Here is a 13,616-nt window from a genome sequence, read left to right as displayed (position 1 = left end):
ACGACGGGCGCCCCGAGGGCCGGGGCAGGTCCGGCGCAGGGCGCCGAAAGCGGAAGGAACGGAAACGAGGGTGAGGCGAAGGGGCCGCTCAGTACGGCTTGTCGAGCTGCGTCGGCATGAAGCCGCGCGGCGGGACGTCGTCGTCCTGGATCTCGGTCTGGGCGAAGCCGCCGTCGGCGCGCTCGCGGGCCCGTCCGGCGCGATCGGCGCGCGGGCTGGGCGGCTCCGCCGGCGTCAGCGGCGCGGGCGCGCTCACCGGCAGCACGGAGTCCAGCGGCAGGATCGATTCGGGGCCCTCATGCGCCTCGTGCGGCGAGGCGGCCATCACGGCCTTGCGCCGCATGCGCTCGGCGATCAGGCGCAGCTCGCCGAGCTCGAGCTGCATGCGCTCGATCTGACGGCGCGCCTGGGTGGTCTGTTCGTTGAGCAGTTGCCGCGACGATTCGATGCGATCGATCAGGCGCCGCGCGCGCTTGAGCTTGCGCCACCACCAGCCGCTCGCAACCGCGGCGCCCCCCGCGAATCCGGCCAGCGTCCCGACCACCACCATCCAAGGCTGCACCGTGCTCATGGGCGGCTCCCTGTTCTTGTTGCCTGCCGGCCAATGTAGTGGGAGCACCGCCCGCCAGCGCGTCAGGCGCCACCCCGATCAGGGGACGCCGCCACGCGAATGGGGGCCACGAACGTGGGGGGTGAGCGTGTCGGGAAGCGCCGCGAGACGAGGAGACGAGGAGACGGCGGCGTCGCGTCGCCGTCAGGGTGACGTCATGGCGGCGTCAGGGTGCCGTCAGAGCGCCGGATCGGCCTGGGTCGGCAGGAAGCCGAGCGGCACTCCGTGCTCCAGTGCTTCCGTGGGAGCGAATCCGCCGGCCGCCACCAGTTCGCGGGCGCGCTCCTGGCGGGTCGGGACTGGCGAGACGCGCGAGACTGGCCGCGGCACGGCAGGCGCAGCGGGAACGGCGGGCGCGGCGGGCACGGGGCTGAGCGGCATCTGCGCGCTCTGGGTCGAGAACATCGCATCGCCCCACTCCGTCCTGCTCAGGCGCTCGGCGGTGGTGGCCTTGCGGCGCAGGTGCTCGGTCGTCAGACGCAGCTCCAGCATTTCCACCTGCAGTTGCTCGATCTGGCGACGCGCGCTGCTGACCTGTTCCTCGAGCTGGCGCCGCGACGCCAGCAACTGGTCAATCAGCAGGCGCGCATGCCGAAGCTCCCGGCCCCACCACGCGCTGGCGACCGCCGCGCCCGCACCCGCGCCGGCGAGCACGCTGGCCGCCAGCACCCAAGGCTGCATCAAGTTCATGGGGGGACCTCTGTTCCTGTAATCCGCCCCGGCAATGTAGTGCGGCCACAGAAAAAGTCCTCACCGGAGCTGGCCTTTCGTCACCGGATTGCATGCCACCAGCCGGAGTGCGTGATGACTCCGTTGCAACTCGAGCTGTGCGAGCGCCCGGACTTCTGCCGTCCCGGCATGCACGCCGGGCAGGCGTCACACACTCAGCAGGCCTCTTCCCCCCGACAACCGCACGCGTGTACACCGCCATTGCTCCGACCCGCCCCCTGCCCACCGAGACGACGGGCGAGTTCCACGTCATCGAGGGTTCGGAGCGCCTGTGCCCCGACCCCTATGCGACCTTCCCGGGGCCGCTGCCGCCGGAAGAGATGGCGAAGCTCGAACGGCTTGAACGGCTTGGACGGCACCGCCCGTTCTCACTCTCATCGTGGTGGGAATCGGTCAAGCCGCGCAGGGCGCATCCTCACGGCGGATCCGAAGATCGCCTGGGTCCCGAACTGGGAGCGAACGCGGCCCAGATGTTGCGCAGCGTGCCGCTCTGCCTGCTCGACACCAAGGTTCGCCAAGGGGTCAGCGACCTGCGCGCGTACGGTTGGGGCAGCTTACCCAACCCTCACCCACACTTGGACGCCCGGGGCGCGTTCGCTTCGATTGAAGCGCAGCTGCGGACTGCGATGAACCTGACGGACGGCCAGGCCGCGGCCCTGGCTGGCCTCGCGCGATGGGAAACCGAGCCCGGCGAGGCCGCGCAACTGAGCGCGCGCGCCCGGGGGGCGGACGCTGTGCGCAGCGCCGTGATGGACCGCATGAACCAGAGAGCCACGGGGGCCGAGGGTGGGCCGCTCCACATTCACGTTGGCGCCCCTCACGACCCGGGCCTGCGCGACGTGGCGTTGCCTCCGCCGCATGTCTTGCACGCGCTGGGCCTCGCTGCTGGCGCTGGCGCTGGCACCTCGCTGAACCTGGGCGATGCCCGGCCCCTCGATGCCAGCGCTTTCCGCGCCTCGGCAGCCTGCCTGAAGCTGGCACATCTCGGCATGGAGGCGGTGCCGAACGACAAGTTTCCCTTTGCCTGGATGCCCGACAGCGTCAGCAGGGTCGAGTTGTACAGCATGGACTCCAAAAACGCCGCGAGCCTCGAGATGCGGCATGCGAAACAGCTAGCGCAGCACGCACCTCCAGCGCTGGAGCGCATCAAATGGCTGCACGGCCCATCTTCAGACGCGTCCGCCGGTGCCCGACCCGCCGGTTGGTCGCACGAGAACTCTGGCCTGCGCCGCATGGCGGCCGTTCGGCCGGACGCCGCCTTCGACTATTTCCTGCCCGCCGGGCGCCAATTGGCGGACCGCGCGTGGGATCGCTGCCGCGACAAACCGGCAGCACTGCCGCTGGCGGCGTTCCTGGCGTCGCTCCACCGGCGGGTTGAAGCGCTCAAGGGCGGGCTGAATGCCGCCGCCATGCGGGAGGAAGCCTGCGCCCGGGTTGGCCGCGTGATGCGGACACTCGCCGACGAACCAGCGCTGCTCGATGCCTGTCATGGGGAGCTCGTCGTCGATGCGCCCTGTGTCGATGCGCAGATGAAGTTGCTCCGCGACCTGGATCTCGCCATCGGAACCCGTGTCGACATCACGTCGGACGCCCCCTCCGGCGCGTTGTTGCGCATGGCCCTGATGAACGCCGCCGATCGTCACGTGGCCCTCCAGAACGCATCGGCGGAGAACATCGAGCAGGGACTGGCGCTGCAGGCGCTGATCGATTTCAAGCTCGCGAACCTCACCGGCAAGCCGATGACGCGGACGGCGCGCCCGCACTATCGCGCCGCGGCCGGCATGCGCGACGCGCGCAGGCACTTCGGGCTGCGCCGCACCGAGGCCGCGCCCGCGGCGAAGGACTGGCCGGCCGGGATGCACCACATGGCCGACCAGATCATCGGCGAGGAGGTGCGCGCCGGCTTCCCGGGCCTGCGTGACCTGCTGTCGTCGCCCGAGGGGCCGATCCGGCGCCTGGTCGATCGCCTGCTCGCGGATCAGGCCTACCAGAAGCTCAAGGCGGACCGCGAAGCGGAATTCGAGGCGGCGGAGGAGCGCATCCAGAACGACGACGCAGGCCCCGAGGATCACCAGCGCTACGAACGGGCACAGCTCGCGGTGCTGCCGGCCGCCCTCGCCGAGCACCAGCTCGCGCTGATGGACGACTGGCTCGCGCCCCTGCGCCGGGCGTATCCGGTCGCTCGACCCGCTTGATCGAGAGGGGCTCAGCCCCTGCCTCGGCATCGCGGTCCTGCTTCGATGGCCGGCGCCGTCGTCACCCATCCTCCGGCGGATCACACTTCCAGCCACTCCTTGCGCACGTAGGCGTTCGCGCGCAGCTCGGCGGGCGCGCCTTCGAAGACGATGCGGCCGTGGCCCATCACGTAGCAGCGCTCGCTGATCTCCAGCGCGATCGCCAGCTTCTGCTCGACCAGCAGCACCGACACGCCGCGACGCTTGAGCTCCTTGAGGTAGTCCGCGACCAGCTCGACGATCTTGGGCGCCAGGCCCTCGGTCGGCTCGTCGATCATGATCAGGTCCGGATCGCCCATCAGCGTGCGGCACAGCGTCAGCATCTGCTGCTCGCCGCCGGAGAGCACGCCCGCCTCGGTGTGCTGGCGCTCCTTGAGCCGCGGGAACATCGCGTACATGTCGTCGAAGCTCCAGCGCGGCGGCGCGCCCCTGCTGCCCTTGCTGCCCCGGCTCCCCTTCTCGCCCAGCATCAGGTTCTGATGCACCGTCAGCTTGGGAAAGATGTCGCGGTTCTCCGGCACGTAGCCGATGCCGCGATGCGCGATCTCGTAGGCCTTGCGGCCCAGCAGCTCCTGGCCGCCCCATGTGATCGAGCCGGTGCCGTCGACCTGGCCCATGATGGTCTTCACCGTCGTCGAGCGCCCCGAGCCATTGCGCCCGAGCAGGCTGACGATCTCGCCGGGCCGCACCTGCATCGTCACGCCGTGCAGCACATGGCTCTTGCCGTAGAAGGCATGGACGTTCTCGAGCCGCAGCGCTCGCGTCCCCGCCGCCGCGGTGCCCTGAGCGGCGGCGCGCATCGCGCCGGCGTTGCTGTCGTTGATCGCGACGCTCATGCGTGGGCTCCCGCGGCCTGCGACTCGGCCAGCACCGAGCCGAGGTAGGCCTCCTGCACCCGCGCGTTGGCGCGCACCGCCTCCGGCGTATCGAAGGCGATCACCTCCCCATACACCAGCACCGCGATCTTGTCGGCCAGCCCGAACACCACGCCCATGTCGTGCTCCACCGTCAGCAGCGTCCGTCCCTCCGTGACCTGCCGGATCAACTGGATGAAGCGCTTCGTCTCGCTCTTGCTCATGCCCGCCGTCGGCTCGTCGAGCAGGATCACCTGCGACCCGCCGGCGATCGTGATGCCGATCTCCAGCGCGCGCGCCTCGGCATAGGTCAGGTTGACCGCAGGCACGTCACGCTTCTTGTCGAGGTGGATCATCTCGAGCAGTTCCTCGACGCGCTCGTTGACCTCGTCCATGCCGGCGAGGAACTTCCAGAACGCGTACCGGTACCCCATCGACCACAGCAGCGCGCAGCGGATGTTCTCGAAGACCGACAGCCGCGTGAACAGGTTGGAGACCTGGAAGCTGCGCGACAGCCCGCGGCGGTTGATCTGGTAGGGCGGCAGCTGGTCGATGCGCTCGCCGAAGAGCCGGATCTCGCCGCTGCTGGGCGCGAAGCGGCCGCTGATCAGGTTGAACAGCGTCGACTTGCCGGCGCCGTTCGGGCCGATGATCGCGACGCGCTCGCCCGGCTTCACGGCGAGCTCCGCGCCGCGGATGATCTCGCTCTTGCCGAAGCGCTTGCGAACCGCCTTCAACTCCAGGGCATACGGGGCGCTCACAGGCTTTCCCTCCGCTTGATCTCTTTCTCGATCTCCTCCTGCGCCTGGTCCCACTCGAGGCGGAACTGGCGGCGCAGCAGCTCGAACAGGCCCAGCCCGGTGGCCAGCACCAGGCCGGCGCCGAACCAGGACTCGACGCTGCGGGCGTTCAGCGCCAGACCCAGGTAGCTCATCTTCGGACCGAGCGCCTCGTTGAGCTGCAGGTGGTAGAGCATCTCCACCATCGCGGAGCCGCCCAGCAGCATCGTCGCCGCGGCGCCCGCCAGGCCCAGATAGGACGGCCACAGCGCCCGCAGCTTGCCGAAGGCGGCCAGGCGCAGGTTCATCATGATCAGCGAGGCGATGCCGCCCGGCGCGTACATCACCATGAACAGGAACACCAGGCCCAGGTACAGCAGCCAGGCCTTGGTCAGCTCCGACAGCAGCACCAGCGCCACCACCATCAGCACCGCGCCGATGATCGGCCCGAAGAAGAAGGTCGCGCCGCCCAGGAAGGTGAACAGCAAATAGGCGCCCGAGCGCGCGGCGCCGACGACCTCGGCGGTGACGATCTCGAAGTTCAGCGCCGACAGCCCGCCCGACACACCGGCGAAGAAGCCCGCGATCAGGAAGGCCAGGAAGCGCACCCACTGCGTGTCGTAGCCGATGAACTCGACGCGCTCGGGGTTGTCGCGCACCGCGTTGAGCATGCGCCCCAGCGGCGTGCGCGTGAACGCGTACAGCAGCGCCGTGCAGACGAAGGCGTAGACGGCGATCAGGTAGTAGACCTGGATCTGCGGCCCGAAGCTGATGCCCCAGACGGCCTTGCCGGCCACGCGGTTGGAGGAGATGCCGCCCTCACCGCCGAAGAACTCCGGCAGCATCAGCGACATCGACCAGATCAGCTCGCCCAGTCCGAGCGTGATCATCGCGAACGGCGTGCCGGACTTCTTCGTCGAGACATAGCCGAACAGCGCGGCGAAGAACAGACCCGCGAAGCCGCCGGCGATGGGCACCAGGCTCACCGGCAGCGCCAACTGGCCGGCGCCCACCGCGTTGAGCGTGTGGATCGCCAGATAGGCGCCCAGGCCGCTGTAGACCGCGTGGCCGAAGCTCAGCATGCCGCCCTGCCCCAACAGCAGGTTGTAGGACAGGCAGGCGATGATCGCGATGCCCATCTGCGACAGCATGGTCTGCGCCAGGCTGCTGGTCCACAGCAGCGGCGCCAGCAGCAGCACCAGCGCGTACAGCCCCCAGATCAGCCAGCGGCCGACGTTGTAGGGCTTGAAGTGGTAGGAGTCCCCGCGCCGCGGACGCGCCTTGGCGGCGGTGGCGCCGGCGCTTGCGGGCGTGGTGGCGGACGTGGAGCTCGAGGGCATGACGGCGGACATCGGTCAGCCCTCCCGCGTGCCGAGCAGGCCCTTGGGCCGGAAGATCAGGATCAGGACCATCAGCAGATAGGGAAGGATGGGCGCGACCTGCGCCGGCGTGAGCTTGAGCAGCGGGTAGCCGAAGGTGCCGGGGCCGAGCCCGAGGGCCTGGGCGAGCGACACGTCGACCGTCAGCGGCAGCGTCTGCAGCAGCCCGATGACGAGGGAGGCGACGAAGGCGCCGGCCAGCGAGCCGATGCCGCCGACCACAACCACCACGAAGATGATGGAGCCGACGATCACCGCCATCGCCGGCTCGGTGACGAAGGTGATGCCGCCGATCACGCCGGCCAGCGCCGCCAGCGCGCAGCCGCTGCCGAACACCAGCATGAACACGCGCGGCACGTTGTGGCCCAGCGCCTCGGCCATCTCCGGGTGGGTCAGCGCCGCCTGGATCACCAGCCCGATGCGGGTGCGCGTGAGCAGCAGCCACAGCGCCAGCAGCATGCCCAGCGCGACCAGCATCATGAAGGCGCGCGTGAGCGGGAACTTGGAGCAGCTCGCGGCGGCGCACAGCGCCGCCGGGGCGTCGCCCCACGCGAACTGCAGCGCCTGGCCCGGCGCATGCACCAGCGTGAAGGCCGCGCCCTGCAGCGAAGGCGGCGGCGGGAACGGGACCGCGGTGCGGCCCCACACCAGCTGGACCAGTTCCAGCACGACATACGACAGGCCGAAGGTGATCAGCAGCTCCGGCACATGTCCGAACTTGTGGACGCGCCGCAGCGCGCCGCGCTCGAACAGCGCGCCCAACCCGCCCACCACCAGTGGCGCGAGCAGCAACGCGGGCCAGAACCCGATCCATCCGGCGATCGTGTAGGCGATGTAGGCGCCCAGCATGTAGAAGCTCGCATGCGCGAAGTTCAGCACACCCATCATGCTGAAGATCAGCGTCAGCCCGGAGCTGAGCATGAACAGCAGCAGCCCGGACGACAAGCCGTTGAGGAGGTTGATCAGGATCTGTTCCACGTCGATGCGCTCGCGTTGTCGTCGACGATCAGCCGGGACGCTTCATCTGGCAGCTGGTCGGCGTGCTGCTCACATACGCGTCATAGGTCTTCACCGGCGCGAAGTTGAAGCCGGTGTTCTCGACGTTGTACGGGTGCTTGGCGTCGACCTTCTCCCAGCGCGAGATGTAGATCGGCTGTTGCAGCTGATGATCGGTCTTGCGCATCTCGACGTCGCCGTTGAAGGACTTGAACTTCAGCCCCTCGAGCGCGGCCGCGACCTTCACCGGATCGGTGCTCTTGGCCTTGGCCATCGCGTTGCCCAGCGCGTTGTAGATGTGGATGACGCTGCCGGTGTAGAAGTCGTCGTTGAACTTGGCCTTGAATTCATTGGCCCACTGGTCCATCTGCCCGCCCATGTTGTTGTAGTTGTAGGCCGCCTGGTAGACGCGTCCCGCGCCCGCGGCGCCGATGGCCGTCGGCGTGCCGGTGACGCCGGCGTAGTAGGTGTAGAACTTGCCGTTGTAGCCGGCCTCCGCGGCCGCCTTCACCAGCAGCGCCAGGTCCGAGCCCCAGTTGCCGGTGATCACCGTGTCCGCGCCGCTGGCCTTGATCTTGGCGACATAGGGCGCGAAGTCGCGCACCTGCGCCAGCGGGTGCAGGTCCTCGCCGACGATCTGCACGTCGGGCCGCTTCTTGGCCAGCCCCTCCTTCGCGTACTTGGCGACCTGATGGCCATGCGCGTAGTTCTGGTTGAGCAGATAGACCTTCTTGACGTCGGGCTGGTCCTTCAGGAAGGTGGTGATCGCCTCCATCTTCATCGAGGTGTCGGCGTCGAAGCGGAAGTGCCAGTAGCTGCACTTGCTGTTGGTCAGGTCCGGGTCCACCGCCGAGTGGTTGAGGTACAGCACCTCCTTGCCCGGATTGCGCTCGTTGTGCTTGTTGACCGCGTCGATGATGGCCAGCGCCGCGCCCGAGCCGTTGCCCTGCGTCACGTAGCGCACGCCCTGATCGATCGCCGACTTCAGCGCGTTGAGCGATTCGGCGGGGCTGAGCTTGTTGTCGATCGGGATGATCTCGAACTTCACGCCGGCCGGATTGGTGGCGTTGAACTTCTCGGCGAAGAACTGGAAGGACTTCACCTGGTTCTGCCCCACCGGGGCCATCAGTCCGGACAGCGGATCGATCCAGGCGATCTTCACCACCTCGCCCTTCTGCGCGTGGGCGCCCGAGGCGGCCAGCGCCGCGAATGCGGCGACCGCCAGGGGTCGTGCCAGCGAGAGGATCGGACGCGTGCTGTGCTTGCTCATGCTTGTCTCCTGATGTGGTTGTGATTGCAAGGCGATCGGAAGCGGCGTAGTACGGCGTGAAGCGGCGGACTGCTGGGAACTGCGGTGAGAAAGATCGGTGGGTCGGCTCCTGCGGAAGGGCATCGGGGACGGCGCCTCGGCGCCGCGCGACAGCGCTGCTGCGGCGGGCTCAGCAGCCCGGCAGCTGGTGGGACTTGAACTGCTCGCGCAGCTTGAGCTTGAGCATCTTGCCGGTGGCCGTGTGCGGGATCTCGTCGACGAACACGACGTCGTCGGGCACCTGCCACTTCGCGATCCGGCCCTCGTAGAAGCCGAGCACGTCCTCGCGCGTCAGTGCCGCGCCGGCCTCGCCGGGCTTGCGCACCACGACCAGCAGCGGACGCTCGTCCCACTTCGGATGCGGCACCGCGATCACGGCGGCCTCTTGCACCGCCGGATGCGCCATCGCGATGTTCTCGAGATCGATCGAGCTGATCCATTCGCCGCCCGACTTGATCACGTCCTTGCTGCGGTCGGTGATCTGCATGAAGCCGTCGGCATCGATCGCGGCGACGTCGCCGGTCGGGAACCACAGGCCGGCGTCGCGACCATCCTCGCCGGTGACGCGGATCAGCGGCGAGTCCTCGTGGCCGAAATAGCTGTCGATGACCCAGGGACCGCGCACGACCAGGTTGCCCGAGCTCTTGCCGTCCCAGGGCAGCGCGCGCCCGCCGTCGTCGACGACGGCCATGTCCACGCCGTAGATCGCCTTGCCCTGCTTCTCCAGCAGGCGGCGCTGCTGCTCCACCGGCAGCTGGAGCTGGCGGCTGTCGAGCCGCGACAGCGTGCCCAGCGGCGACATCTCCGTCATGCCCCAGGCGTGGATCACGTCGACGCCGTACTCGTCCATCAGCGTGCGCAGCATCGCCGGCGGACAGGCCGAGCCGCCGATCACCGTGCGCTTGAAGGTCGAGAACTTCAGCCCGTTGGCGCCGACGTAGTTCAGCAGACCCAGCCACACCGTCGGCACGCCGGCGCTGAAGGTGACCTGCTCGGTCTCGAAGAGCTCGTAGAGCGACTTGCCGTCCAGATGCGGCCCGGGCATCACCAGCTTGCAGCCCACCAGCGCGGTGCTGTAGGGCAGGCCCCAGGCGTTGACGTGGAACATCGGCACCACCGGCAGGATCACGTCGCGCCGCGACACGGCCATCGCGTCCGGCAGCGCGGCGCCGTAGGCATGCAGCACCGAGCTGCGATGGCTGTAGACGGCGCCCTTCGGATGGCCGGTCGTGCCGCTCGTGTAGCAGATGCTGGACGCGGTGTGCTCGTCGAACTCGGGCCAGACGTAGTGGCCGTCCTCGGCCTCGATCAGGTCCTCGTAGCAGCGCAGGCCGGGGATCGCCGATGCGGCCGGCATGTGCGCGCGGTCCGTCATCAGGATGAAGTCGCGGACCTGACCCAGGTGCGGCGCGAGCTTCTCGACCAGCGGCAGGAAGCTCAGGTCGAAGCACAGCGCGCGGTCCTGCGCGTCATTGGCGATCCAGGCGATCTGCTCGGGGAACAGGCGCGGATTGATGGTGTGGCAGACCAGGCCCGAGCCCGAGGTGCCGTAGTAGATCTCGAGGTGGCGGTGGCCGTTCCAGGCCAGCGTGCCGACGCACTCGCCGGGCTGCAGACCGAGCCGCGCGAAGGCCTGCGCGAGCTGGCGGGCGCGCAGCTCGACCACCGCCCAGGTGCTGCGATGGAGATCGCCCTCGACCCGCTTGCTGACGATCTCCGTATCCCCGGCATGCCGCGCCGCGTGCGTGATCAAGGACGAGATCAGCAGCGGCCTGGACATCATCTGGCCCATCAGTGCCATGTCGTCTCCTGGACTTGTTGTCGGCTGTCCAGGTCAGTCTATCGACGGCTCCGGACGCCTCGCGTCACCCTAGTGACGCGAGGCGGATTCCGGCATAGGGGATTACACGGGCGCTGCCGCGGGAACCCCGATCAGGCCTTGCGGATTTCCGGCAGCTCGATCTTGACCTCGAGGACTTCGAGGTCGTCCTGCCGCTCCATGTGGACCTTGATGTCGTCCGGATTGATGGCGACGTACTTGGAGATCACCGCGAGCAACTCCCGCTGCAGTTGCGGCAGGTAGTCGGGGCTGGCGCTGCGGCCATTGCGTTCGTGGGCGAGGATCAGCTGCAGCCGCTCCTTGGCGACGCTGGCGGTGCTTTTCTTCTCGCCCAGGAAGAAGGACATGAATCCCATGGTTTCTCCCCGTGGATGTCAGCGGCTGAACAGGCGCTTGAAGAAGCCCGGCTTGACGGCCTCGACGAAGCGCATCGGCTTGTCCTCGCCCAGGAAGCGCGAGACCACGTCGGCATAGGCCTCGGCCACGTCCGTGCCCTTGAGGTGGATCGCCGGCAGGCCCTGGTTGGAGGCCTGCAGCACGCTCTCGCTCTCGGGGATCACGCCGATCAGCGGCGTGCGCAGGATCTCGTGGATGTCCTCCAGCGACAGCATCTGTCCGCCCTCGACCCGGTTGGGGTTGTAGCGCGTGATCAGCAGGTGCTCCTTGACGGGCTCCTTGCCTTCGATGGCGCGCTTGGTCTTGCTGTTGAGCATGCCCAGGATGCGGTCGCTGTCGCGCACCGACGAGACCTCGGGGTTGGTCACCACCAGCGCCTCGTCGGCGTAGTGCATGGCCATCAGCGCGCCGGTCTCGATGCCGGCCGGCGAGTCGCAGACGATGTAGTCGAACTCCATCGCCTTGAGCTCCTCGAGCACGCGCTCCACGCCCTCCTGCTTGAGCGCGTCCTTGTCGCGCGTCTGCGAGGCGGCCAGGATGTAGAGCTTGTCCAGCTGCTTGTCCTTGATCAGCGCCTGACCCAGCTTCACCTCGTCATTGATGACGTTGATCAGGTCGTACACGACGCGGCGCTCGCAGCCCATGATCAGGTCGAGGTTGCGCAGGCCGACGTCGAAGTCGATCACGGCCGTCTTGTAGCCGCGCATGGCCAGGCCGGTGGCAAAGCTGGCGCTGGTCGTGGTCTTGCCCACGCCGCCCTTGCCGGAGGTCACCACAACGATCTTGGTCATGGGTCGGAGTCCTTCTTTCAATGTGTCTGGTGAGGAGGCACCGCCAGCGTCACGCGCCCAGCGGTTCCATGATCAGCTTCTCGCCGTCCAGGCGAACCTGCGCGGCCTTGCCGCGGACGTTGTCCGGCAGCGGGTTCTCGCTCGTGCGGTAGATGCCGGCGATGGCGATCAGCTCGGCCTCGAGCTGCTGCGCGAAGATGCGCGCCTGCGCGTTGCCGCGGGCACCCGCGATCGCCTTGCCGCGCAAGGGGGCGTAGACGTGGATGCTGCCGTCGGCGATGACCTCGGCGCCATGGTTCACCGCGGCCAGCACGACCAGGTCGGCGCCCTTGGCGTAGACCTGCTGGCCCGAGCGCAGCGGGCGGTCCACGTAGACCGTCTTCGACTCGGCCGCGACCGGCACCTCGACGGGCACCTCGACCGGGCGCTCGACCACCACTTCCTTGATCACCTGCTGGACGACCTTCTGGATGCGCGGCTCGCGCTCGGCGCGCACCGGCTCGTCGGGCGCTTCGGCCAGGCCCAGGCTCGCGGCCTGCGCCAGTTCGGAGGCATTCGCGCCGATCACGCCCACCGGCTGCAGCCGGTGGCGGCGCAGCAGCGGCAGCAGCGCCGCGATGTCCACGCGCGGCGCGGCAGCGCGGGATTCGGCGGCCGCCGGGGCCGCCTCGACGTCCAGGTTCAACTGGCCCTGGCCCTGGCCCTCGGCCGCTCCGGCAGCTTCGGCCGTTTCAGCCGCCACGTCGGCCACCGCGGACGCCTGAGCCCCCTCGGTTGCCACGGCCGGCAACTGGCTCAGGTCCAGCAGCAGCGGATCGTGATGGAAGGCGTCGGGCGTCTCGCCCAGCTTCGCCGTCAGCTCCGCGTCGAGCGCGGCCGGGTCGGCCGACTTCAGGACGAGGGCGAGCAGGCTCAGCGAGGCGCTCTTCAGTTCAAAAAGTTCCGGAGTCCTGCCGGAGGCTGATCGCCCCGGCGCGTTGCCCGCCACTGCCTGCGTCATGAAAGAAATGAGGAATGCGTTTGCAAAGTCGCGGATTTTAGCGGTGCGCCGCGCGCCTTCTTTTAGGGGACTGCCCAGCCTCCATCGGCCCCGCGCGTTGTCATCTGGCGTCGCGGACGTGTCATTCGGCCCGAGGTCGCCTCTTCCAGGGTCAGGGCCGCGTTGTCAACCGGAAAATCAACGACGTGGGACTTGACTTATCCCCATTCCAACGCTCTCGCACATTTGCGAACACTTGTGCTGCATCGCAGCTCCTCGTTTTCCCGGGACGCAGCTAAGTCATTGATTCTTATGGCGCGATTTCCTCTGCCCGGAAATGTGGCACAGAACCTCCGAAGGCCGTCGATCAAGGGTTTAGAGCGGTCGCTGGCGAGTTTCCCACACAGTTATCCACAGCCGCGGTGGATAGCTTTCCGGGGTCTTTGAAATCAAGGATTTAGCGACGCTCCTTGAACCGCCAAGGGAAGTCGGACACCCCCGAACCGCCCTTGCGGGGGAGCCGCAAAGGCATGGCGAGCACCTCCGGGCCTTTACAGACTGGCCGCGCAACCCCGCACAGGGGCGGTTCGAGCCGTGCGATTACCGTCATGAAAGTGCCGATCCGGGTCACGAATCCGACATCCGGGGCGGCCAGCGTTCCAGCGGACGGAGAAATCGCCCTGCGGGCAAGGCTCGTGACAGGTGGGCAAGACGCGGGCC

12 protein-coding genes are annotated in these 13,616 nt (G+C 68.3%); 1 reads left to right on the top strand and 11 read right to left on the bottom strand.

The genetic code is table 11. The annotated features are described in order from the left end of the window. Positions 1–88: 88 nt before the first annotated feature. Both ABDW61_RS13530 and ABDW61_RS13525 read right to left on the bottom strand, forming a co-directional pair. Entirely contained in the window at positions 89–571 is a 483-nt protein-coding gene (locus ABDW61_RS13530; RefSeq protein ID WP_343639329.1) for a hypothetical protein, read from the bottom strand. A gap of 216 nt (positions 572–787) precedes the next feature. Further along, entirely contained in the window at positions 788–1,300 is a 513-nt protein-coding gene (locus ABDW61_RS13525; protein ID WP_343639327.1) for a hypothetical protein, read from the bottom strand. A 227-nt stretch (positions 1,301–1,527) separates the two neighbouring features. Here ABDW61_RS13525 and ABDW61_RS13520 point away from each other — a divergent pair, with 227 nt between their 5' ends. Then, positions 1,528–3,534, top strand: coding sequence for a hypothetical protein (locus ABDW61_RS13520; protein ID WP_343639325.1), 2,007 nt, complete (start codon positions 1,528–1,530; stop codon positions 3,532–3,534). Positions 3,535–3,614: 80 nt separating this feature from the next. Here the strand turns inward: ABDW61_RS13520 and ABDW61_RS13515 are convergent, their stop codons facing one another. The 9 genes from ABDW61_RS13515 to minC all read right to left on the bottom strand — a co-directional run bounded on the left by ABDW61_RS13515 (position 3,615) and on the right by minC (position 12,917). Next, positions 3,615–4,373, bottom strand: coding sequence for an ABC transporter ATP-binding protein (locus ABDW61_RS13515; protein ID WP_343639427.1), 759 nt, complete (start codon positions 4,371–4,373; stop codon positions 3,615–3,617). A gap of 32 nt (positions 4,374–4,405) precedes the next feature. Further along, positions 4,406–5,188 (bottom strand): ABC transporter ATP-binding protein, encoded by a 783-nt coding sequence (locus ABDW61_RS13510; RefSeq protein WP_343639323.1) that lies wholly within the window; start codon positions 5,186–5,188, stop codon positions 4,406–4,408. Further along, positions 5,185–6,558, bottom strand: coding sequence for a branched-chain amino acid ABC transporter permease (locus ABDW61_RS13505; protein WP_343639322.1), 1,374 nt, complete (start codon positions 6,556–6,558; stop codon positions 5,185–5,187). The genes ABDW61_RS13510 and ABDW61_RS13505 overlap by 4 nt, the downstream gene beginning before the upstream one ends. 3 nt (positions 6,559–6,561) lie before the next feature. Beyond that, on the bottom strand, positions 6,562–7,569 hold the full coding sequence (locus ABDW61_RS13500; RefSeq protein WP_343639426.1) for a branched-chain amino acid ABC transporter permease: 1,008 nt from the start codon (positions 7,567–7,569) through the stop codon (positions 6,562–6,564). A 22-nt stretch (positions 7,570–7,591) separates the two neighbouring features. Then, positions 7,592–8,851 carry a branched-chain amino acid ABC transporter substrate-binding protein gene (locus ABDW61_RS13495; protein ID WP_343639320.1) on the bottom strand — a complete coding sequence of 420 codons (1,260 nt, stop codon included), beginning with the start codon at positions 8,849–8,851 and terminating at the stop codon, positions 7,592–7,594. Between the two features lie 169 nt (positions 8,852–9,020). Further along, a complete protein-coding gene (locus ABDW61_RS13490; protein ID WP_343639319.1) occupies positions 9,021–10,691 on the bottom strand; it encodes a 3-(methylthio)propionyl-CoA ligase in 1,671 nt (556 codons plus the stop codon). A gap of 131 nt (positions 10,692–10,822) precedes the next feature. After that, the gene (gene minE / locus ABDW61_RS13485) at positions 10,823–11,086 is read right to left on the bottom strand and encodes a cell division topological specificity factor MinE (protein WP_343639318.1); all 264 of its coding nucleotides are present in this window, start codon (positions 11,084–11,086) and stop codon (positions 10,823–10,825) included. 18 nt (positions 11,087–11,104) lie between these two features. Continuing rightward, entirely contained in the window at positions 11,105–11,917 is an 813-nt protein-coding gene (gene minD, locus ABDW61_RS13480; protein ID WP_343639317.1) for a septum site-determining protein MinD, read from the bottom strand. Positions 11,918–11,966: 49 nt separating this feature from the next. Continuing rightward, a complete protein-coding gene (minC, locus tag ABDW61_RS13475) occupies positions 11,967–12,917 on the bottom strand; it encodes a septum site-determining protein MinC (RefSeq protein ID WP_343639315.1) in 951 nt (316 codons plus the stop codon). Positions 12,918–13,616 lie beyond the last annotated feature (699 nt).

The organism is Roseateles sp., from assembly GCF_039595595.1.
Taxonomy (GTDB): Bacteria; Pseudomonadota; Gammaproteobacteria; order Burkholderiales; family Burkholderiaceae_C; genus Roseateles.
This window is presented reverse-complemented; position numbering and strand designations above follow the sequence as displayed.

Bases quoted from the DNA above. Each gene is read 5' to 3' on its own strand.
- minC (WP_343639315.1), bottom strand. From the start codon at position 12,917: ATGACGCAGGCAGTGGCGGGCAACGCGCCGGGGCGATCAGCCTCCGGC.
- ABDW61_RS13505 (WP_343639322.1), bottom strand. From the start codon at position 6,558: ATGTCCGCCGTCATGCCCTCGAGCTCCACGTCCGCCACCACGCCCGCA.
- ABDW61_RS13530 (WP_343639329.1), bottom strand. From the start codon at position 571: ATGAGCACGGTGCAGCCTTGGATGGTGGTGGTCGGGACGCTGGCCGGA.
- ABDW61_RS13490 (WP_343639319.1), bottom strand. From the start codon at position 10,691: ATGGCACTGATGGGCCAGATGATGTCCAGGCCGCTGCTGATCTCGTCC.
- minD (WP_343639317.1), bottom strand. From the start codon at position 11,917: ATGACCAAGATCGTTGTGGTGACCTCCGGCAAGGGCGGCGTGGGCAAG.
- ABDW61_RS13525 (WP_343639327.1), bottom strand. From the start codon at position 1,300: ATGAACTTGATGCAGCCTTGGGTGCTGGCGGCCAGCGTGCTCGCCGGC.
- minE (WP_343639318.1), bottom strand. From the start codon at position 11,086: ATGGGATTCATGTCCTTCTTCCTGGGCGAGAAGAAAAGCACCGCCAGC.
- ABDW61_RS13495 (WP_343639320.1), bottom strand. From the start codon at position 8,851: ATGAGCAAGCACAGCACGCGTCCGATCCTCTCGCTGGCACGACCCCTG.
- ABDW61_RS13515 (WP_343639427.1), bottom strand. From the start codon at position 4,373: ATGCGCGCCGCCGCTCAGGGCACCGCGGCGGCGGGGACGCGAGCGCTG.